This is a genomic window from Streptomyces luteosporeus (assembly GCF_039532865.1).
Taxonomy (GTDB): domain Bacteria; phylum Actinomycetota; class Actinomycetes; order Streptomycetales; family Streptomycetaceae; genus Streptomyces; species Streptomyces luteosporeus.
Window position 1 is genome coordinate 74826 of the sequence record NZ_BAAASL010000021.1, and the last position, 21406, is coordinate 96231.

16 protein-coding genes are annotated in these 21406 nt (G+C 75.1%); 2 read left to right on the plus strand and 14 right to left on the minus strand.

Going from position 1 to position 21406, the window contains the following annotated elements:
- Positions 1-225 precede the first annotated feature (225 nt).
- The 14 genes from ABD361_RS24570 to ABD361_RS24635 form a co-directional block, all read right to left on the minus strand.
- Positions 226-855 carry a hypothetical protein gene (locus ABD361_RS24570; protein ID WP_344438023.1) on the minus strand — a complete coding sequence of 210 codons (630 nt, stop codon included), beginning with the start codon at positions 853-855 and terminating at the stop codon, positions 226-228.
- Positions 852-1100: a hypothetical protein gene (locus tag ABD361_RS24575; protein WP_344438025.1), complete on the minus strand. Its 249-nt coding sequence runs from the start codon at positions 1098-1100 to the stop codon at positions 852-854. Before ABD361_RS24575 ends, ABD361_RS24570 begins: the two co-directional genes overlap by 4 nt.
- Before the next feature lie 84 nt (positions 1101-1184).
- Positions 1185-2588, minus strand: a complete 1404-nt coding sequence (locus tag ABD361_RS24580) for a glycoside hydrolase family protein (protein WP_344438027.1) — start codon at positions 2586-2588, stop codon at positions 1185-1187.
- A gap of 85 nt (positions 2589-2673) precedes the next feature.
- Positions 2674-3048 carry a GntR family transcriptional regulator gene (locus ABD361_RS24585; protein WP_344438030.1) on the minus strand — a complete coding sequence of 125 codons (375 nt, stop codon included), beginning with the start codon at positions 3046-3048 and terminating at the stop codon, positions 2674-2676.
- A 9-nt stretch (positions 3049-3057) separates the two neighbouring features.
- Entirely contained in the window at positions 3058-4908 is a 1851-nt protein-coding gene (asnB, locus tag ABD361_RS24590; protein WP_344438032.1) for an asparagine synthase (glutamine-hydrolyzing), read from the minus strand.
- Between the two features lie 299 nt (positions 4909-5207).
- On the minus strand, positions 5208-6356 hold the full coding sequence (locus ABD361_RS24595; RefSeq protein ID WP_344438034.1) for a type III PLP-dependent enzyme: 1149 nt from the start codon (positions 6354-6356) through the stop codon (positions 5208-5210).
- On the minus strand, positions 6353-8065 hold the full coding sequence (locus ABD361_RS24600) for an IucA/IucC family protein (RefSeq protein ID WP_344438036.1): 1713 nt from the start codon (positions 8063-8065) through the stop codon (positions 6353-6355). Before ABD361_RS24600 ends, ABD361_RS24595 begins: the two co-directional genes overlap by 4 nt.
- A gap of 57 nt (positions 8066-8122) precedes the next feature.
- Entirely contained in the window at positions 8123-9877 is a 1755-nt protein-coding gene (locus ABD361_RS24605; RefSeq protein WP_344438038.1) for an IucA/IucC family protein, read from the minus strand.
- Complete coding sequence (locus tag ABD361_RS24610) at positions 9874-11094, minus strand: ATP-grasp domain-containing protein (protein WP_344438041.1); 1221 nt, start codon at positions 11092-11094, stop codon at positions 9874-9876. Before ABD361_RS24610 ends, ABD361_RS24605 begins: the two co-directional genes overlap by 4 nt.
- Positions 11095-11204: 110 nt before the next feature.
- Positions 11205-12719: a carboxyl transferase domain-containing protein gene (locus ABD361_RS24615; RefSeq protein WP_344438043.1), complete on the minus strand. Its 1515-nt coding sequence runs from the start codon at positions 12717-12719 to the stop codon at positions 11205-11207.
- 4 nt (positions 12720-12723) lie between these two features.
- Complete coding sequence (locus ABD361_RS24620) at positions 12724-13257, minus strand: ribonuclease FAU-1 family protein (RefSeq protein WP_344438045.1); 534 nt, start codon at positions 13255-13257, stop codon at positions 12724-12726.
- A gap of 63 nt (positions 13258-13320) precedes the next feature.
- Positions 13321-14220, minus strand: a complete 900-nt coding sequence (locus ABD361_RS24625; RefSeq protein WP_344438047.1) for an esterase/lipase family protein — start codon at positions 14218-14220, stop codon at positions 13321-13323.
- A gap of 184 nt (positions 14221-14404) precedes the next feature.
- Positions 14405-15433, minus strand: a complete 1029-nt coding sequence (locus tag ABD361_RS24630; protein WP_425583312.1) for a DNA polymerase Y family protein — start codon at positions 15431-15433, stop codon at positions 14405-14407.
- Between the two features lie 200 nt (positions 15434-15633).
- A complete protein-coding gene (locus ABD361_RS24635; protein WP_344438107.1) occupies positions 15634-19056 on the minus strand; it encodes a DNA polymerase III subunit alpha in 3423 nt (1140 codons plus the stop codon).
- Positions 19057-19356: 300 nt separating this feature from the next.
- Here ABD361_RS24635 and ABD361_RS24640 point away from each other — a divergent pair, with 300 nt between their 5' ends.
- Positions 19357-20388, plus strand: a complete 1032-nt coding sequence (locus ABD361_RS24640) for a DUF3533 domain-containing protein (RefSeq protein ID WP_344438049.1) — start codon at positions 19357-19359, stop codon at positions 20386-20388.
- Between the two features lie 547 nt (positions 20389-20935).
- Positions 20936-21385: a subtilase-type protease inhibitor gene (locus ABD361_RS24645; RefSeq protein ID WP_344438051.1), complete on the plus strand. Its 450-nt coding sequence runs from the start codon at positions 20936-20938 to the stop codon at positions 21383-21385.
- Positions 21386-21406: the final 21 nt, after the last annotated feature.

A 21406-nucleotide genomic window follows, 5' to 3' on the forward strand; every position in this document is an offset into this window, starting at 1 on the left:
GCACCGCACCTTCTCTGCGGGCGCGTCGTGGCTTGTCGCGCAGTTCCCCGCGCCCCTTACGGGGCGCTGCATAATCCGCCGCACCACGGCGCCCCGTAAGGGGCGCGGGGAACTGCGCGATCGGCCACCGACGGCCCGCAGTCGAACACGCCACCGGGGGCCCGGGCGAAGCACGGCCCCTGCGGGGCGCCGGGACGCCGTGGCGCCGCATGAAAGGTTGCCGGTCTAGAACAGCGACCGGTAGCACAGGGCCGCCACTGCGCTCGGGCCCGGTAGCGGTCCGGCGGGGCGGTGGTGCGGGAGGGTCCGGCCGTCGAGGGCGGTCACTCCCGTGGCCGGGTAGGTCAGCCGCACGCCGCCGGCGCGGTCCCAGGCCGGGTCGCGCTCCAGCGCGCCGAGGCGCTGCATGGAGCTGCCCCGCAGGGCAGGGTGCACGTGCAGCGGCCCGACCGCGCCGAACGCGGTGGTGAGCAGGGTCAGGTCGCACTGCTCGGTGTCCACGTGCAGCAGCACCTCGTCGTCGTCCTCGTAGTAGCCGTACGCGGCGAAGGTGGGCACCAGCAGCCGTCCGGTCAGGGCCCGGCCCAGGCCCGTCAGGGCCAGGTGGAGCCGGGCCAGCAGCGGCCCGCCCGCGGCGGGGGTGGCGCGGCGGGCGGGCGGGCCGGCGGGCACGGGCGTGCGCGGCCCGCGGCGCGGTGGCGCCGCCCGGGCCCACCGTTCGCGGCCCTCGGCCGCCAGGCCCTCGGCCAGGGCGCGGTCCCACAGCCCGGGCAGCCGGGCGTGGCCGTGGGCGGCGAAGGAGCCGCGCTCGGCGCGGGTGGCCGTGGTGCGCAGCAGCGCGGGGGGTGTGCTCATGTGGGGGCGGGCCAGGACACCTCGGGGGTGTAGTGGGCCAGTTCGGCTTCTGGCGCGAGACTCAGCACGCCGGCGAAGGAGTACCCGCCGGCCAGGGGCACCCGGGCGGCCCCGCCCAGGTGGGCCTCGATGGCCGCTCTGGCCTCCGGCGCGGCCTTCGCGGTCTCGACGACCTCCCGCGGCAGGACGTAGTAGTTGTGCTCCGCGTCGACGATGACCAGCGCCTGACTGGTGTGATCGGGCATGGTGGCCCTTCTTTCGCAGGGTTCGACACTCGGGTCCTGGTGACACCTGTTCGCAGTGTTGCCGCCCGGTGACCGGGGCAACCGTCACAGCCAGCGCACTTCGTAAGGCCGCAGGTCCAGGGGCCGGCCGTCCACGTGGGCGGTGACCGGAGTGTTCTGTGTGTTGACGACGAGCACGGTGGAGCCGGCGGCGAGTGCCCTGACGCGTGCGCGGTCCTGCTCGGCGACGTCGGGGGTGCGCAGGGGGGCGCCGGGCGGGAAGGCGCGGGCGAAGCGGGTGAGGAGGTCGAGCATCGGCAAGCCGCTGCCGCCGTCGGCCAGTTGGGTGCTGCGCCACAGGCAGCCGGGGCAGTCGGCGCCCTCCTCCTCGGGGTTCCAGTAGAAGGCACCGGCCGCGCCGGAGGCGGCCAGGTGCATCATGGCGCTCGCCTGGACGGCGAGGCGGTGTTCCTCGGTCCAGGTCCTGCGGCTGTCGTGCTCGTCGGCGGGTTCGACGTACCACTCGGCCCACCACACCGGCAGCCCGGTCGTGCGCTGCAGCCAGGCGGTGACGTCGGCGAACTTGCGGGTGGCGCCGAACTCGTCGGGGACGGACCTGTTGCCCGTACGGGTGTAGCTGGCGCCGTCGACGACGACGAAGTCGGCTCCGTCCTTGTGCCTGTCCCAGTACTCCAGGGCGTCGACGGCCCGTTGGTCCACGGCGCCCCAGTCGCCGCTCACCCGGGAGGCATAGGAGCCCGTTCCCGGTGCTTCGCTGTCCATGACGACGTAGGGGCCGCCGACGAGGGCTCTCCTGTTGTGTTGCTTGATCTGCTTGTAGACGAGGTTGTACAGCTCGGTGTACCCCTCGTAGTCCCAGCGGTTGCGTGATTCGTCGTAGAAGCCCTTGAACTCGTTCCAGACGATGAAGTGCCGTACGTCCGGGTAGCGTTGGGCGATGACGCCGGCGAGGTGGGCGAAGTCCTTGTAGTGGGCGCGGTCGGGGGCCTTCTCCAGGGCCTTCTGCGACCAGTCCGTCCGCTCCCCGCCGCCCTTCATCCAGTCGGGTGCGCAGCACAGGGTGAGCACGGGCGTGCTGCCGGTTCTGCGCATCAGGGCGATGCGGCGGTCGAGGTCGGTGAAGTTGTATTTTCCGGGCCGGGGTTCGGGGTTGTCCACGCCCCAGCCCATGATGTGCTGGTTCTGCGCGAGGGGGGCGGCGTCCAGGGTCCGTTCGGCCGTCTTCACGGCGCCGTCCTGGCCGAGGTCGGCGCTGTACTGGGTGTGGGTGAAGCCCCATCCCACGGTGGCGGCCGCGCCGCCGGGCCGGCCCGGTGGTCCGCCGCCGCCCGACTGCCAGGCCGCGACCGTCGCGGCCACGAGCACCGCGAGGGCGAGCAGCGCCCCGGCGAGCAGTCCGGCCGTGCGCCCCCGGGGCGGCCACGACCACCACCCCCGTGCCCGCGACCGTGCCCGGGGCGGCGCGGGCCATCCACGATGACGTCCCATCACGGAAAGGGTAACCGGGGAGGAAACGGTGTGCGGTGGCTTCGGCTCAACGCCGGTGCGGGCAGGGCCGCCTCACGGGCCGGCCTCAGTCGCCGTAGACGGCCCGCAGGGCGTCGGTGACGGCCGCGAGGGCCGCCGCGCGGTCCGCGCCGAGGCGGTGGGCGCGCTCGGCGTAGGCCCGGGCGGCGGCCGCGGTCTCGCGCTCGGCGGTGTCGCCGGGTGCGGCGACGAAGGTGCCGTTGCGGCCGCGGGTCTCGACGACCCCGTCGGCCTCCAGGGCGCGGTACGCCTTGGCGACCGTGTTGGCGGCCAGCCCCAGCTCCTCGGCGAACCCGCGCACGGTGGGCAGCTTGTAGCCGACCGGCAGCGCGCCGGAGCGGGCGCGCTCGGCGATGCGGGCACGGATCTGCTCGTACGGGGGTTCGGGCGCGTCGGGGTCGACGGTCAGGTGCAGGGCCATGACCCCATGCTAGAGCGCGAGCTCGGCCCCTTGGCCGGTCAGCCAGCCGTTGAGGTTGAGGACCACCTCGGTGGCGGTGCGGAAGGACTCGCCCGCGCCCTCGGCCAGGGCCTCGGCGACCGCGGCGGAGTCCAGCAGCGGCCGCACCGGCGCGTCGGCCCCCAGGTCCTGCAGCGCGGTGCGCAGGGCGGCGGCGTAGCGGGGGTCCTGGGTGCTGGGGTAGGGGCTCTTGACGCGGTCGGCGACGGCGTCGGGCAGCACGTCGCGCACGGCGGCCCGCAGCAGGGACTTCTCCCGCCCGTCGAAGGTCTTCATCTCCCAGGGGGTGTTGAAGACGTACTCCACGAGCCGGTGGTCGCAGAAGGGCACGCGCACCTCCAGGCCGACGGCCATGCTCATGCGGTCCTTGCGGTCGAGCAGCTGCTGCACGAAGTGGGTCAGGTGCAGGTGGCTGATCTGGCGCATGCGCAGCTGCAGGCCGCTCTCCCCCGGCAGCACCGGCACCCGGCCGAGGGCCTCGTGGTAGCGGGCCCGCTGGTAGCCGGGCAGGTCCAGCTTGGCGAGCAGCCCCTTGTCGAGCAGGGCGACGCGGCCGCCGCTGCCGGGCCCGGAGAACTGGTCGGCGACGCCGGCCGCTATCCAGGGGAAGGTGTCCGCCCACACGGTCTGCGGGTCGTGGAACCAGCGGTAGCCGCCGAAGACCTCGTCCGCGGACTCGCCCGACAGCGCGACCGTCGACTGCTCGCGGATGGCCTTGAACAGCAGGTACAGCGAGACGTCGCCGTCACCGAAACCGGCGGTGGGCATGTCGCGCGCCCGCAGCACGGCCTCGCGGTTCGCCCGCTCCATCAGGGCCGCGGTGTCCAGGACGATGTCGCGGTGGTCGGAGCGCACGTGCTCGGCGAGCGCGTGGGCGTACGGGCCGTCGGGCGTGCCCCGCAGGCTGTCCGGCGTGAAGTTCTCGGTGTGGCCGGCGAAGTCGACGGAGAAGGACCGCACCGGCCCCCGCCCCGCCTCCGCCAGGCCCCTGGCCGCCAGCGCGGTGATGGCCGAGGAGTCCAGGCCGCCGGAGAGCAGGCTGCACAGGGGCACGTCGGCGACGAGCTGGCGGGCGACGATGTCGTCGAGCAGCTCGCGCACGTGCCGCACGGTGGTGTCGGTGTCGTCGGTGTGCTCGCGGGCCTCCAGCCCCCAGTACCGGTGCACGGTCAGCCCCTGCCGGCGCACGCGGGCGGTGTGCCCGGGCAGCAGCTCGTACATGCCCTTGTAGACGGCGTGCCCCGGCGTCTTGGTGAAGGCCAGGGCCTCGGCGAGCCCCTCGGCGTCCACGACGGCCCGCACGGCGGGATGCGCGAGGATCGCCTTGGGCTCGGAACCGAAGAGCACGCCGTCGGGCGTCGGGTGGTAGTAGAGCGGCTTGATGCCCATGCGGTCGCGCACGAGGAGGAGTTCCTCGCTGCGGGCGTCCCACAGGGCGAAGGCGTACATGCCGTTGAGCCGCTCGGTGAACGCCTCGCCCCACTGCAGGTACGCGTGCAGCACGACCTCGGTGTCGCTGCTCGTGCGGAAGGTGTGGCCGTGCGACGCCAGCTCGGCGCGCAGCTCGCGGTAGTTGTAGACCTCGCCGCTGTAGGTCAGGGCGAGCAGCGTACGCCCGTCACGCTGCAGCAGCATCGGCTGCCGGCCGCCCTCGATGTCGATGACGGCGAGCCGGCGGTGCCCTAACGCGGCGTGCGCGGCGCTCCAGACGCCGCCGGCGTCGGGGCCGCGGCAGATCATGGTGGCGGTCATGGTGTCGAGGATCTCTCGGCGGGTGGTCAGGTCGTGGTCGAAGGCGACCCATCCGGTGATGCCGCACATGGTGCTTCTCCCTTCGTCGGGGGTGGCGTTGCGAGGCTACGCCCAGTTGCATGTATGCACCATCCACTTTGGGTAAAGGTGCGGGGCGGGGGCCTGCGGCGCCGGCCCCGGTCCCTCCCCCAGCTACCGCTGGGAGGTGCCCCCACTTTCGCCGTTTCCCGGGGGCAAGCCCCCGGCCCCCCGGACCGGGCTGCGCCCGGTGTCCTCAAACGCCGGACGGGCTGAACAGCCCGTCCGGCGTTTGAGGACCGGGGTCCGGGGCGGAGCCCCGGGAGACGGGGAGAGGGCGGGGCTGGGGATCAGCCCGCCGCAGGCGCGCCCACCACGTGGAACGTCGGCCGCGGGTGCATCAGAAAGTCGTGGTGCGAGATGTTCCACGCATACGCCCCCGCCATCGCGAACGCCACGCGATCCCCCACCGCCAGCCGCTCGACGCGCACCCGCGCCGCCAGGACGTCCTTCGGTGTGCACAGCTGGCCGACCACCGTCACCGGTTCGTCCGTCAGCTGCGGGCGCAGCCCGCGCGGCAGCACCGTGAAGGGCTGGTCGTGCCCTTTCGTCACCGGTGTGCGCAGGTGGTGCGTTCCGCCGCGCACCACCGCGAACGCCTCGCCGTAGCTGCGCTTGAGGTCCAGGACGTCGGTCACGTACCACCCGCAGTACGCCGTGAGGGCCCGTCCCGGCTCCACGCGCAGCGTGAACGAGGGGTACTGCCGTGCCAGTCGCCGCAGGCCGGCCCCGTACGCGGTCCAGCCGAAGCGGGCCTCGGGGTGGCGGTAGTCGACGGCCATGCCGCCGCCGAGGTTGAGTTCGCCGGCCGGCAGGCGTGCGGCCGCCCAGGCGGCGACCTGTTCGGCCACGGCCAGCTGGGCGGGTGCGTCCAGGCCGCTGGCCAGGTGGGCGTGGATGCCGCGCAGGCGTACGGGGGAGGTGCGCAGCAGGGTCATGCAGCGTTCGGCCGCGGCCGGGTCGAGGCCGAAGGGGCCGGGGCGTCCGCCCATGGCGAGGGCGGCGCCGCCCAGGCTGCCGTCGCGTACCGGCAGGTTGACCCGCAGCAGGACGTCGGTGGCGGTGGTGCCGAGCAGGCGAAGCTCCCGCTCGCTCTCGACGTGGAGGCGGTGGGTACCCTCGGCCAGGGCCAGGCGCAGTTCCTGCGGGGTCTTCCCCGGGCCGCCGAAGGCCAGGCGGGGCCGCCCGGGCACCACGCGCCGTACGTGCCGCAGCTCACCGCCGGAGGAGACCTCGTAGCCGTCGACGTGCGGCGCGAGGGCGCGCAGGACGGCCGCGTCGGGGTTGGCCTTGGTCGCGTAGTACAGCTCGACGTCCGCCGGCAGTGCCGCCCGCACCGTCCGGGCGTGGTCGGCGAGGGCGGCGACGTCGTGGACGTAGGCGGGCAGTGCGTCGTCCGGCAGTGTCTCGGCGCAGGCCGCGGCCCGTGGCGTGATCACGACGAGAGGGCCTTGAGCAGTCCGGAGCCGAGGGGGGAGCCGATGCGCACGTAGCCGGCGTCCCGGTCGGCCTTGCGCTCCCAGCGGGTGAGCAGGTTGGCCTTGGCCGGCAGGGGCGCGCCCGCGATCAGTGCACGCAGGGGGCGGGGGTGGCCGTGGGCGGCGGCGCAGCCGGCGAGTGCGCGGCGCACGGCGCACCACAGTCGCGCCTCCAAGTGGGGGTGGCGGTCGGCGAGGGCGGCGAGCATCTCGGCGAGGTGGTTGACGACCAGGCAGTACACGACGCGGTCCCAGCCGCGCCCGGCGTCGTAGGTCAGTGGCGCGGCGACGCCCGGTGGCAGGGCGGCCAGGGCCCGGGCGTGGTGCCCGGCCAGGAGCTTGGTGCCTTCGAGGTCGCGCAGCAGCACTTGGCGGGGGGTGCCGGCCGCGTCGACGCCGACGACGACGTTCTGCAGGTGGGGTTCGAGGACGACGCCGTGGTCGAAGAAGGCGGCGAGGACCGGTGGCACGAGCAGCTCGAGGTAGGTCTCCCACCAGGTGAGCGCCTGCTGTTCGCCGGCGCCGGCCAGCAGGTGGTTCAGCTGGGCGGGCCCGGTGGGGTACTCGTCGGCGACGGCGGCGGCCAGCAGCGCGGTCAGTCCTGGTGCGAGCCGGGCGCCCAGGCCCTCGCGGACGATGACGCCGAAGCCCTCGGCGAGGTCGCGGCTGCCGACGTCGAGGGTGCGGTAGGCGGGCTCGCGCAGCAGCACCGTGCCGGGGAAGCGGGCGCTCAGGTCGGCGGCCACGGGCTCCAGCAGCCGGGTGAGGGCGACGGCGCCGGCCAGTTCGTACTCGGCGTTCTTGCGCAGGCAGTTGGTGATGCGGACGTTGAGGCTGCACTTGAGGAAGGTGCGGCCGTCGTAGAGGGTGCGCACCGAGGCGGTCGGCCAGAACCGTGTGCCGCGCGGCCCCAGGTCGAGCACGGCTCCGCGGCGCAGTGCGGCCCGCAGGGCGGGGTGGCGGCGCAGCATGGCGTACTGCCAGGGGTGGACGGGCAGCAGGAGGTGGCCGGGCGGTACGCGGCCGAGCCGGTCGAGGGCGGTCAGGGCGTGCGGGCCGGTGCTCTCCTGGCGTATGTGCTCGGGACGTACGGCCAGGTGGCGCAGGGCGAAGCGGGCGCCGGCCTCGGGGGCGTAGCGGGCCCAGTGGGCGCCGGAGCCGGTGCGGGCCTTGGGGGTGGGGTGGAAGCGGTGGCCGAAGAGCAGGGACTGCTCGGAGTTGCGGTAGCGGTCCGCGGCGGCCGCCGGTACAGCGCCGGCCCGGTGGGCGGCCAGGGCGGCGCGGACGCCGGCGTGGGTGGCCGCGACCTGCTCGGGGAACTCGTCGTTGCGCACCCCGGTGCGCAGCAGCAGTTCGTGGTGGATGCGCTCGGCCAGGCCCTGCCAGGACAGCTCGCCGAAGGTGCCGCCCCGTTCCTCCGCGACGGGTCCGGTGAGGCGGTGGGCGCCGATCAGGGAGGTGCGGCGCAGCCGGACCCGCAGCAGGGTTCCGCTGCGCGGCAGGCGCAGCAGCAGGTGGCCGTCGCTGACGGCGGTGTGGTGCCCGGGGCCGCAGACCTCGCGCAGCAGGCAGTTGAGCAGGGTGTGGGCGACGACGTGGCCGGCCTCGGGCAGGGCGGCGGGGACGGCCGCGGCCACGGCGGAGGCGGCGGCGGAGGGGGCTGAGGTCATCTCGGCGACTCCAGGGGGTGGCGGGCGTGCGGGGGCGGGCCGTCGGTGCGCGAGCGGTCAGCGCGCGGTGGGGCGCAGGTAGTTGGGGCCGTCGACGTAGTGCTTGTTGATGTCGGCGGCGCCCGAGCGCTCCTTGGTGAGCAGGGTGCCCGCGGTGACCATGGCCTTGACCGGCAGCCGGCCGGCGTCGAGGACCCGGGCGCGCAGGACGGCGGCCGGTCCGGGGGCGAGGCGGCCGACGGCTTCGGTGAGCCGCCGGCGCAGCAGGCCGAGCCATCCGTCCAGCGTTCCGCGGCCCAGGCGGGCGAGTTCGAAGGCGAGGGCGCCGGCGCACAGGTGCACGGTGATGGTGGCGAAGACGTCGGCGAGGGCGTGGTCGTCGGCGGTGGTGATGCGGCGGTCGTCGAAGGCCGCCAGCGCGCGGGCCGCCGGGCCGAGCCGGCCGGTGAGCCGGGCGGGGTGCACGCGGGGGCCGTCGTTGTCCTTCAGCAGCAGCCGCAGCCGGGGGCGTCCGCCGCTCTCGTCGAGGACCAGGGAGGTGTTCTGCTGGTGGGACTCCAGGGCGATGCCGTACGAGAAGAGGGTGGTGTGCCAGTCCAGGAGGAGCGTGAGGTAGGCGTCGAGGAGGGCGCGCAGCGATCCGGCGTAGTGGCGGTCGGCGAGGGCCTCGGCGACCAGGCGCCCGTCGGGGGCCCGGGCGAGCAGCGCGGCGACGGTGACCACGCGGGCGCCTTCGAGGCCGGGCGGGTAGCGGCGCACCAGGACGGTCAGCGCCTCGTGTCCGGCGCCGAGGTGGGTGCGTTCGTCGGCCAGCAGCACGCGGCCGGCGAAGCGGGGCTCGCGGGCGAGGACCTCTTCCAGCAGCCGCTGGCAGGCCTCGCCGTCGCGCAGGGAGCCGGGGGTGAGGGTGCGCCGGTTGCGCAGGCCCAGGGTGGCGGTGGGCAGCGGCAGTTTGAGGTGGGTGGCCGGCTCGCGGGCGAGGGCGACGGTGCGCATCGACAGGGTGGGGACCACCTCGGGCCAGGACACCGGAGCGAGGCGGGCGGTGCCGGCCAGTCCGGTGGCGCGCAGCGCCGCTTCGAGCGGGGCGCCGGCGGTGAGCGGGTGGACGGGCAGGGCGAGGTGGGTGGCGGCCGGGTGGGGCAGGCCGAGCCGGGCCGGGGCGGGCCACCAGGGCGGCAGCGCGGTGGTGCGGCCGGTGACGGCCGTGCGGGGCAGGACGAGCCAGCGCAGGGCGAACACCGGGTGCAGTTCGGGGGCGTAGGCGCGCAGGTGCTCCTCGGTCAGGCCGGGCCGGGCGCGGCCGGTGGGGTGGACGGGGTGGTCGCGGAAGGCGGCCAGGGTGTCGTGGGCGAGGGAGCCGCGCAGGCCGCTCCAGTCGGCGGCGCCGGGCCCGTGGAGGGCGGCGAGCCGGGTGAGGACGGCGTCGTGGACGCGGGCCTGCAGCCGAGCGGCGGTCAGGGCGGCGTCGCACTCGGCGAGGAAGGCGTCGAAGCCGGGCCGGTCCTGCTGCGGCACGGCCGGGCGCAGGCGCAGCAGCACCGGGCGCAGGCCGTGCACCGGGCCGGCGGGGGTGGCGAGCAGGGCGGCGCGGGCGCGCACCTCGCACTGGAAGCCCTCGGGGGCGACGGGCAGGCGCAGGTCGGCGCCGGGGACGGGCAGGCGCAGCCAGTCGCCGTCGGGGTGCCGTTCGGCGGTGGCGCCGGTGCGCAGCCGGTAGGCGTCCTCGCGCAGCAGGGTGCCGAGCACCCGGGTCAGCAGCTCCTCCTCCAGTGCGTCCCGGGCCGTGGCGGGGGTGGTGGCGGTGCTCATGGGACGATCTCCCATCGCCGTGCGGCCAGGAATGCCGCGACGGCGCGGTCGATCCGGTCCTCGTCGGTACCGGTCGCCCGCAGCACCCCCAGGTAGTCGCGGTTCGTGCGGTGATGCGGGTGCTCCTCGCCGACCTCGCGCAGCGGGCGGTAGACCAGCCGGACGCCGTCGCGCTCGGTCTCGCTCGGCCCGGGCGCGGCCTTGAGGGTGCCGCCGCGCCCGGCGCACACGTACTCGATACGTACCCGCCTTGCGCACCCCGCCGCACCCGCGGGCAGGGGCGGCATCTCGCCGAGATGCACGCGCAGGACGAGGTCGAAGTAGGGCAGGTCGAGGGCTTCGGCGAGGGCGAGGTCGCACTGGTCGCCGATGGAGCGGTAGTTGACCTCGATGATGCGGGCGCGCCCGTCCTGGGCGGCGTACTCGGTGTGGCAGGCGCCGAAGCCGATGCCCAGCGCCTGCAGTTGCGCGGCGACGTGGGCGCTGTGCGGCTGCGGGAGCGCCGGCAGCAGGTCCATGCGCTCCTCGACGAAGTGGGGCGGCGGGGAGAGGGTGGCGCGGAAGGCGGCGAGCAGGTGCAGGGCGGTGCCGTCGCCGAGGGTCTCCAGGCTCTGCAGGGGGCCGCTCAGGTACTCCTCGGCGACGAGGGCGGCCCCGGGGCGGCGGGCGCGTATCTCGCGCACGCGGGCGGCCAGTTCGGCGGCGTCGCCCACCAGGACGACGTCCTCGCTGGCCACGCCCTCGCGGGGCTTGAGCACGCAGGGGAAGGGCAGGCCGGTGAGCGCCTGCGGATCCCGGCCGGGCGGCAGTTCAGCGCAGCGGACGGCGTCCAGGCCGCGCGCGGCCAGGGCGCGGCGCAGCTCGGCCTTGTTCTTGGCGCGCAGGGCGGCGCGCCAGTCCTTGCCGGGCAGGCCGAAGTAGGCGGCGGCGAGGGCGGCCTGCACCTGGAGGTGGTCGCTGTTGGTGAAGACGGCGTCGGGCCGGCCGAGGGCGGAGATCGTCGCGATGCAGGCGCGGAAGTCGGTGACGTCGCAGGCGAGGACGTCGAGCGGGGGCAGCGGGGCGCGGCCCGCCGCCGTGTGCCGGGCGTGGGCGCGCCGGTGCGCCCCGGGCCGGTCGGTGAGCACGGTGACGGCGAGCCCGAGGCGGGCGGCGGCGGGCAGGTAGCCCTCGGTGACGGAGTCGGTGGGGTTGAGCGCGAGAAGATGCAGCCGCACGGGGGCACCTTTCGGTCGGCCGACGGGGTACGAGGGCGCGTACGTCCGAGGGGCCGGCGCGGGCGTGGTGCGCGGGCGCGCGGCGGGGCGGGGCGGCGGGGGCCGGCGGGTCAGCCGGTGGTGCCGAGCCGCCGGTAGCGGGCACGGCGTGCCCGCAGCCGGTCGTGCCGGTCGCCCGCCCTGAGAGCAGCCATGTCCGCTCCGATCACCCGGCCGAGGTCCGAAAGGAAGTCCGCGCCCTCTGCGTCCTCCTCCACGATGCGGTCCACGATCCCGTTCGCCAAGAGGTCGGCGGAGCGCACGCCCTGGCGGGCGGCGACCTCGTGGGCCCGGTCGGTGGTGCGGTGCAGGATCGCCGAGGCGCCCTCGGGCGGCAGCGGCGAGAGCCAGGCGTGCCGGGCGGCCACCACGCGGTCGGCGGGCAGCAGGGCGAGCGCGGCACCGCCGGCGCCCTGGCCGAGCAGCAGGCACAGGGTGGGTGCGGGGAGGTTGACCAGGTCGGCCAGGCAGCGCGCGATCTCGCCGGCGAGCCCGCCCTCCTCGGCCTCCTTCGACAGTGCGGCGCCTGCCGTGTCGACGACGCTGAGCAGGGGCAGGTCGAGTTCGGCGGCGATGCGCATGCCGCGCCGGGCGGCGCGCAGCCCGGCAGGGCCCAGGGCCTGCCCGGGGGCCGCCGGGGTGGTGCGGGTGCCGCGGTCGTGGCCGAGGACGACGCAGGGGGTGCCGCCGACGCGGGCGAGGGCCAGCAGCAGGCCGGGGTCACGCTCCCCGGCGCCGGTGCCGCTGAGCAGGGTGACGTCGGTGGCGGCGGCCTTCAGCAGCTCCCGTACGCCGGGGCGGCCGGGCTCGCGCGAGCGCCGGATCGACTCCTCGGTGGACGGGACGGGGCCGCCGGTGCCGGCCGCCGGGCCGGCGGGCGGTGCGGCGGTGGTGTCCCGGTCGCACAGCACGGCCAGTGCCCGGGCCGCGGTCGCCGGCAGCTCCTCGGGCGGCAGCACGGCGTCCACCAGGCCGTTGGCCAGCAGGTTCTCGGCGACCTGCACGCCGGGCGGGAACTGTTCGCCGTACAGGGCCTGGTGCACCCGCGGGCCCAGGAAGCCGATGAGGGCGCCGGGTTCGGCCGCGGTGAGGTGGCCGAGGGATCCCCAGGAGGCCAGCACCCCGCCGGTGGTGGGGTGGCGCAGGTAGACCAGGTAGGGCAGCCCGGCGGCCTTGTGGTCGGTGATGGCGGCGGCCACCTTGACCATCTGCAGGAAGGCGACGGTGCCCTCCTGCATGCGGGTGCCGCCGGAGGCCGGTGCGGCCAGCAGCGGCAGCCGCTCGGCCGTCGCCCGCTCCACGGCCCGTACCAGCCGCTCCCCCGCCGCGACCCCGATCGATCCGGCCAGGAAGCGGAACTCGCAGGCCACGACGGCCACCCGGCGGCCGTGCACCCGCCCCTCGCCGGTGACGACGGACTCGTCCAGACCGGTGCGCTCGCGGGCGGCGAGCAGGTCGGCGCGGTAGGCGGGGTCCTCGGTGGTGACGTCGACGGGCTCGTCCCAGGACCGCCAGCTGCCGGGGTCCACGGCGGCGCGGATCAGGTCGAGGGCGGGCACGGGTGCCGGTCTGCTGCGCTCGGTCATGCGTTCAGCCTGCCACGGGCCCGCCGAGCAGGTCGTCGAGGCCGCCGGCGCGCACCAGGGCCTCCAGTTCGTCCAGCGTCCGCCCGGCCGCCTGCGCCGCCTGCGGATCCCGTTCGGCCAGGCCGCTGGCGGCGAACTCGTCCTCGTCCAGGCGCAGTACGGTGGCCCGGTCGGCCGAGACCCACAGGTCCAGGTCGAGGTCCTCGACGACGACCCGGCCGGCCGTGACGCCGGCGGGGCGGGTGATGTCGCAGTACCAGCCCTTGAGCGAGCCGTCGGCCTGCCGCACCTCCTTGACGGAGAACCAGCGGTCGCGCCAGTAGTGCTCGGTGAAGACGTCGCCCTGCTCGAACCGTACGAAGCCGAAGTCCCGCACCGGCGGCCCCGCCCAGGGGGCCCGTACGGCGAGATGGGCGCCGTCGTCGTGGAGGACCTGCGCCGGGTAGCGGACCTTCTCCTTGCCGGCCTTGGTCAGCACGATGGTCGCGGTGGTGCCCGGGGCGAGAGGGGGATTGGTGTTCATGGGGTGCGTGTTCATGGGGGCAGCCTCTCCCGCACCGGGCGACCGGGCCAGCGATTAACGCCGGCGTGTCAGACGCGCTCAGCTCACCATCGACGCGCAGGTCGAGCGGGTGGCGTGGGCGGGGTCGAGGGTGTTGGTGATCTCGTGGAAGACGACCCGGTCGATCGTGCCGATGGTCACGTGCATCGAGATGTCGATCGGGCACAGGTCCTGCAGGAGCACGTTGCGCACGTCGGGACCGCTGAGGAAGCCGGAGGTGTAGGGCGTGACGACCTCGTCGTAGCGGGTGGCGATGACGGTGTAGTGCACGCCCGGGACGGTGTCGCCGCCCTCGTTGAGCCGGCGCAGGAAGTCCGAGCCGACGGCCTGGTCGGTCAGGCCCGGCGCGGTGCCGCCGATGGCGTTGCGGGCACCGGGGACGGCGTCCATGAGCTTGGTCAGGCCGCTGAGGGTGGTGCCGTGGTTGGTGGGGGCCACGGCGATCAGGGAGCCCACCTTGGGAGCGCCGCCGAGGAACTTCAGGTAGTAGCGGGGCATCATGCCGCCCTGCGAGTGGCCGACGATGTCGACCTTCTTCGCGCCGGTGGCGGCCAGCACCTTGTCGACGTAGCGGGCCAGTTGGCCGGCCGACTCCGAGACGGGGCCCAGGCCGTGGAAGAACGGAACGCCGGGGAGCTGGCCGTAGTCGAAGGAGAAGACGCAATAGCCCCGGGCGGTCAGATAGGGGGCGAGCGCGAGCCAGTTGTCGACGGAGTTCCCGAGGGTGCCGTGGGAGAGGACGACGGGGCGGGGATGGGCGGCGGACGGTTTGCAGGTGTAGTCGTTCCAGCCGCTGCTGACCGTGCCGGCGGTGCGGGCACCGGCCGGGGCGGCCGCCGCGACCTGCGGCGTCGCGACGATCGCCAGGGTCAGGGCGAGGGCGGCGAGAAGGGCCCGGAGGGGGGCGGCACATCTCCATCGGGCATGGCGAAGGCGCACGGGAACTCCTTTTTCGGCAGGAGGAGTTACCCCCGTTAACGTTACGGGGGCGTAAACTTACTTTCGAGTAGGGTGCGGGCCGTTCACCTGCGCGTCAAGAAAAAGGACAGGAATTCCAGCAATCGGCCCATGAGTTGATCCATTCCGGCCATGGCCGGAATAAGGGGCCTCCGCGAAGAAGCGGCTACGCCGCCCCCGGTTCCCGCACGTCCAGCGCCGCGGCCGGCCCCACCGCCCCCGCGCCGAAACGCGCCCGCGCCCGGTCCATCGCCGCCTCCACCCGGCGCGCCTTCTCGTCGGCCGGATCGAACGTCAGCTGGTGAGCGGCCGACCGCCCGTCGCACACCCCCTCCGCCCGCAGCGCCACCGCCCGCACCCGGGCCCGCTGCAGGGCCAGCGCCTCGTGCAGCGCGTACGCCGCGGCGATCAGCTCCGGACCGTGCGCGGTCGGCTCGGCGAACGCCCGGGAACGGGTGCTGGACGAACCGTCCGCGTACCGCACGGTCAGCTTCAGGGCCCGCGCCACCTGCCCGCCCGCCCGCATCCGCGCACCCAGCCCGTCCGCGAGCGCCAGCAGCGCACGGCGACGGTGCTCCGGATCCAGCTCGTCGGCGCGGAAACGGTGCTCGGCACCGAGGGAGGCGGCACGGGCGTCGGGCGTCACCGGCGTCGGATCGATGCCGCGCGCCCGCTCGTGCAGCCGCCGCCCGGCGGCCGCGCCGAGGATGCGCTGCAGGGCGGGGACCGGGGCGGCCGCGACCCGGCCGACCGTGTCCAGGCCGTACGTGCGCAGGGTACGGGCGGTGGCCGGGCCCACGCCGTACAGGGCGGCGACGGGCTTGTCCGCCAGGAACGCGGCGGCCGCCGCGTCCCCCTCCGGCAGGGCCCGCACGGCCCCCGCGGGGCCGTGCTGCGCCGCCATGCGGGCGAGCATGGGGTTGGCCGCGATGCCGATCGTGCAGTCGACGCCGTAGCGGGCGAGGGTGCGCACGCGCAGCAGATCGGCCAGCTCGGCCGGATCGTGCCCGAAGTAGCGCACGGCGCCGCGGACGTCCATGAGGGCGGCGTCGGGGGGCACGACCTGCACGACGGGCGTGACCTCGGCGAGCAGCCCGAGGAGCCCGTCGAACGTCTCCTCGTCGAGGCCCCCGCGGGCCCCTCCGGGGTGGAAGTGCACGTAGAGGGTGGTTGCGGTGGGTTCTTTCTCCCCCACCCCGCCCCTTCCCGAAGCTGGAAGCTTCGCCCCCAGACCCCCATACCGGGGCTCCGCCCCGGACCCCGGCCGGGGGCTTCGCCCCCTGGCCCCCAGCTGACCGGTAGCTGCCGGTTTGTGGGCAGTCGTTCCGCTGGGGCGGAACGGGTGGGCACAAACCGGCCCACCGGCCGCAACCACCCCGCCCCGGCGACGGCGCGTCATCGGCCCGCGCTCCCCGAACTCGCATGCCACAGCTTGCGCCCCGTGGGCGCGCCCTCGCCCGCCGGGCGGAGGTCGGCCCACGGGTGCATCTCGTAGCCGGTGGGCATCTCGATGCGGCGGTCGGGTTCGGGCCCGGCGGCCCGGGCCCCGTCCGCCGGGGCGGCGAGGAGTTCGGCGACCGCCCCCAGGCCCCCTTCCTTCCGCACGCGCAGCAGCGCGGAGAGGTCCCACGCCGCCGCCCCCACCACGCTCAGGCTGCGCGGCCCCCGCCTCTGCACGACGCCGCGGACGAGCAGCAGCCAGGAGTGGAAGACGGTGTGGGCGCACGTCGCGTGGCTGTCGTCGAAGAAGGCGCAGTCGACCAGGCCGGTGCCGTCGTCGAGGGTGGTGAAGATGACGCGCCGGCCGGAGCGCACCGGTGGGGTCTGGGTGGCGGCCTTGGCGCCGGCGACCAGCACGGTCTCGCCGTGGCGGGCGTCGCGCAGCCGTCGGGCCGGGGTGACGCCGAGTTCGGTGAGGAACTGCCGGTGGTCGGTCATCAGGTGGCGCGAGGTGTCCATGCCGAGGACGTCGAGTTCGGCGCCGAGGCGTTCGCGGGCGTCGAGGTCGGGAAGGCCGATGGGTTCGGTCCGGGCACTGTCGATGAGCGTCGGCTGGGTGGCGCCGGTGGCGGCTCCCGCGTGCCGTCCGCCGTGGTGGAGTTCGGCGATGTGCAGCAGCAGGTCGCGCCGGTTGGTGCCGAAGGCGTCGAGCGCACCGACGCGGGCGAGGCGTTCGGCGACGGGGCGGGCGGGCCGGGCCCGCTGCCACAGGTCGGGCAGGGAGGTGTAGGGGCGGCCGGCCGCGATGCGGTCGGCTTCGGCCTTGGTGATGCCCTGGACTTCGGAGAGGGCGAGCCGGAGCCCCCACACCCCATCGGACATCAGTTCGATCGAATAGGCGGTTCCCGAGCGGTTCACGTCCAGCGGCAGGATCGGCACTCCGTGCCGCCGCGCGTCGGCGAGCAGCAGTCGCTTGGGGTACATGCCGGGGTCGTGGGTGAGCAGTCCGGCGTAGAAGGCCGCGGGGTGGTGGGCCTTGAGCCAGGCGGACTGGTAGGTGGGCACGGCGAAGGCCACGGCGTGGGCCTTGCAGAAGCCGTACGCCCCGAACGCCTCGACGATCTCCCAGGTGCGCCGGACGACCTCGTCGGCGTAGCCGCGTTCCTTGGCCTTGGCCTCGAACCAGGCGCGTACCCGGCCCTGCAGGGCGGGTTCGGACAGGGCGCGGCGGCTCTCGTCGGCGAAGCCGCGGTCGCAGCCGGTCATGATGCGCAGGATCTCGATGATCTGCTCGTGGAAGACGACCACGCCGTGGGTCTCGCCGAGGGTCTCGGCGAGGTCGGGGTGCGGGTAGCGGGCGGGGGCGCGGCCGTGCCGGGCGGCGATGAAGGGGCGGACCATGTCGGCCGCGACGGGTCCGGGCCGGAAGAGGGAGATGTCGACCACGAGGTCGTGGAAGTTCTCGGGCTGCAACCGGCCGATCAGGTCCCGCTGGCCGGGCGATTCGATCTGGAAGCAGCCGAGGGTCTCGGCGGAGCGGATGAGCCGGTACGTCCGCTGGTCGCCCGGCGGCACCTGTGCGGGGTCGTCGAGGTCGATGCGGCGGCCGGTGGCGCGGTGGATCTCGGCGACGGCGTGGGCCATGGCGGACTGCATCCGCACGCCCAGGACGTCGAGCTTGAGCAGGCCGAGGTCCTCGACGTCGTCCTTGTCGAACTGCGACATCGCGAATCCCTCGCCGCTGGTGGGCACGACGGGGGTGCGGGCGCGCAGTGAGGCGTCGGAGAGGAGTACGCCGCAGGGGTGCATGGCGATGCCGCGGGGCAGCCCGTCGAGGGCCTCGACCAGTTCCCACAGCCGGCCGTGGTCCTCGGCGGCGACGGCGCGCAGTTCGGGCAGTTCGGCCAGGGCGGCGCGGGCGTCGCGGGCGCGGATGTGGGGGAAGGCCTTGGCGAGCCGGTCGACCTCGGCCGGTGCCATGCCGAGGGCCGCGCCGACGTCGCGGATCGCGTGCCGGATGCGGTAGGTCTCGGGCATGGAGACGGTGGCGACGCGGTCCTCGCCGAAGCGTTCGAAGATCGCGCGGTAGACCTCCAGGCGGCGGGCGGACTCGACGTCGATGTCGATGTCGGGCAGCGCGGCCCGCCGGGTGGACAGGAAGCGCTCCATCAGCAGGTGGTGGGCGACGGGGTCGGCGTGGGCGATGCCGAGCAGGTGGTTGACGAGGGAGCCGGCGCCGGAGCCGCGTGCGGTGACGCGGATGCCGAGGGCGCGGGTGTCGTCGACGACCCGGGCGACGGTCAGGAAGTACGAGGGGAAGCCGCGCTGTTCGATGATGGCGAGCTCCTCCTCCAGCCGGTCCCAGTAGCGGCGGTCGCGGTCGTGGCCGCGGCGCACCATGGCGGCGGCGCAGCGGGAGCGCAGTACACGGGCGGCGGTGCGGCGGTCGGCGCCGACGAGGTGGGGCTCGGGGAAGTGGACGGTGCCCAGGCCCAGGTCGTCCTCGGGGTCGACCAGGCAGGCGGCGGCGCTCTCCTCGGTGGCGGCGAGCAGCCGGTGGGCGCCCGTGCGGCCCTGGCCGGCGGCCTCGGCGATGCGGGCGGCCACGTCGGCCATGCGGGCACCGTCCTTGAGCCAGCGTTCGCCGCCGTCGTGGTGCTCGGGCCGGCGGGGGTCGACGGGCACCAGGAGGCGGGCGGAGTCCAGGACGTCGGCGACGGGTCCCTGGCCGGGGTCGGCGTAGCGGACGGCGTTGCTGAGGACGGCGCGTACGCCCTGGTCGGCGGCGAAGCCGACGGTGCGGGCGGCGAGCCGCAGGGAGCCGGGGCCGGTGCCGGTGCGGCCGTGCCAGACGGCCTCCAGCCGCAGGGCGTCACCGAACATTTCCCGCCAGGGCGCGAGCAGCCGGGCGGCGCGGTCGGGGCGGCCGGCGGCCAGGGCGCGGCCGACCTCGGAGCCGGGGCCGAGCAGCACGGTCAGCGGGGTGCGCAGGCCCTCGGCGGCGCCGGCCAGGTCGGTGCGGGTCAGCCCGGGGCGTTCGGCGGCGCCTGCGTGGGCGGCGGAGACCAGGCCGCACAGGGCGGCCCAGCCGCGGGCGCCGTCGCGGGCGAGGAAGACGGCGCGGGGGGCGGACTCGTCGACGAAGGCCCCGCCGCGTGCGGGGGTGCGGCGGCGCGCCGCGGCGGGTCCGGGCTCGGGCAGCGGGTCGCGTACGGCGAGGTCCACGCCGAACAGCGGGCGCACTCCGGCCCTGGCCGCGGCCCTGGCGAAGCGCACGGCGCCGGCCAGGGAGTCGCGGTCGGTCAGGGCGAGCGCATCCAGGCCGCGCTCGGCGGCGCGCTCGGCCAGCCGCTCGGGGTGCGTGGCGCCGTAGCGCATCGAGAAGCCCGAGACGGTGTGCAGGTGTGTGAACGCGGGGACCGCCACAGCCGTCGCACCTCCTGCCGCTCGCGCTCACTCCATGGCCGAATCCTTTCGCCCTCCCTGTCACCACCATAAACCACTTCTCGAACGTTCGTACGAATCCCGTGCGAGGCCTGCCTCCGGCCACCCGAACGGCCCGCCCGGCCTGCGCGCGGCCGCCCGCGATCGCAGGCTGGGCGGCGGGGAGCGGCGGCGGGACGGCGGCGAGACGACCGCAGGACGGCAGCGAGAGACGCAGCGAGCAAGGAGCGGCGCATGGTGCACGGCCCCGGTGGCACCACCCGGTTCCTCGGGGAGGTCCGCAGCGCGGTCACGGGCCGGGCGGCCGCCCTGGTGATCGGCACCCTGGTGCTGCAGCTGGCGTTCATCGCCTCCTACGTCGGCGCCTTCCACCGGCCGAAGCCGGCGGACGTCTCCCTCGGCGTGGTCGCACCCGCCCCGGTGGCGGCGCAGGTCGTGCGGCAGCTGGGGGCGCTGCCCGGGGACCCGCTGGAGCCCACCGCGGTGCCCGACGAGGCGACGGCGCGGCGGCGGATCGGCGAGCGGGAGCTGGACGCCGCGCTGATCGTCGACCCGCGCGGCACCACCGACACCCTCCTGGTCGCCGGCGGGGCCGGCGCCTCGCTGGCCCAGGCCACCGAGGCGGTGCTCACCCGGGCCGAACGGGCCCAGCAGCGCGCACTGAGGGTGGTCGACGTGGCCCCGGCGGCGGCCGGCGACGCCCGGGGGCTGACCTCGTTCTACCTGGCGGTCGGCTGGTGCGTGGGCGGCTACCTGTGCGCCGCGATCCTCGCCATCAGCGCCGGGGCGCGGCCCGCCAACACGCACCGCGCGCTGATCCGGCTCGGCGTCCTCGCCCTCTACGCCATCGCGGCAGGACTGCTGGGTGCGGTGATCGCCGGGCCGGTGCTGGACGCACTGCCCGGCAGCCTGCCGGGGCTGTGGGGGCTGGGTGCCCTGACGGTCTTCGCGGTCGGTGCGCTCACCCTCGCCCTGCAGGGGCTGGCGGGGGTGGTGGGCATCGGGCTGGCGATCGCGCTGGTGGTGGTGCTGGGCAATCCCAGCGCGGGCGGCGCCTACCCCTACCCCCTGCTGCCGCCGTTCTGGCGGGCCATCGGCCCGGCGCTGCCGCCGGGCGCGGGCACCTGGTCGGCGCGCTCCCTCGCGTACTTCCACGGCAACGGGCTGACCTGCCCGCTGCTGGTGCTGTCCGGGTGGGCGGTGGCGGGCACGCTGGTCGCCCTGGGCCTGGCCCTGCGACGCTCGCGCGGCCCCGCGCCGGAGTGAGGGCCCGGGGCCGCCACCCGTCCCCTCCACGAGTGCCGGCCCCGGGCCGGGCGGGCCCCCGGCCCCGCCCGAAACGGCAGACCGAACGGTCGGTTAGAGCGGTCTTCGGTCATTGCTGCGGCACGCCACGACCACCCCGGCCGTCGCACGAGCAACCGGGCGCGCCCTTTTCGGCCGGACCCCGCGAGGCCTCCGCGGACCGGCTTGCAGGACATTAGATCCAATGGTCAACGCTGCCACAAGTCGTGTTTTCTCAGGTTTATTTGATAATTCGTCAGAGAATTCAAGGAATCCCTGCAGGTCAACACGCCTGAAACATTGCTTCCCCCGCTTCCCTCCCAAGCCGGGCGCGAGCGCACCCCCAGCACTCGCGCGACGCCCCGGGGAGATCACCCGGCCACAGGAGCGGGCAGAAATCCAGCCACAGCACTCCACTACACAGGGTCCTCGCGCGGCGACTGAAAGTGTTCGATGAGAGTGCGTTCATGCGCGAGTTGAGCAAGACTGCCGTCCGTTATCTGCAGCCACGAGCAAGGGAGTGTTCGGAATGCGGTACATCACTGGGGGACTCGCGCTGGGAGCCGCGGTGGCGCTGGGCGGCCTGATGGCAGCCGGAACGTCGGCGAGCGCCGCCCCCACGCCCATACCCGCGGCACAGACGCAGAGTCTGTACGCGCCCTCAGCGCTCGTACTGACCATCGGCCAGGGCGACTCCGCGGTCGCCTCGGGAGTGCAGCGCGCGGTGACGCTCACCTGTACGCCCAAGCCCAGCGGCTCCCACCCGAACACCCAGGGCGCCTGTACGCAACTGCGTGAGGCGGGCGGTGACTTCACCAAGGTCACCAGGATCAAGGACGGCACGTTCTGCACCCGGGAGTGGAACCCGAGCGTGGTCACCGCCCAGGGCGTGTGGGAGGGCCGCCGGGTGAACTACGAGCACACCTTCGCCAACCCGTGCGAGCTGAAGGCGGGCAAGGGCCTGGTCTTCGAGTTCTGACCGGCCCGGCGTGGGCGCGGC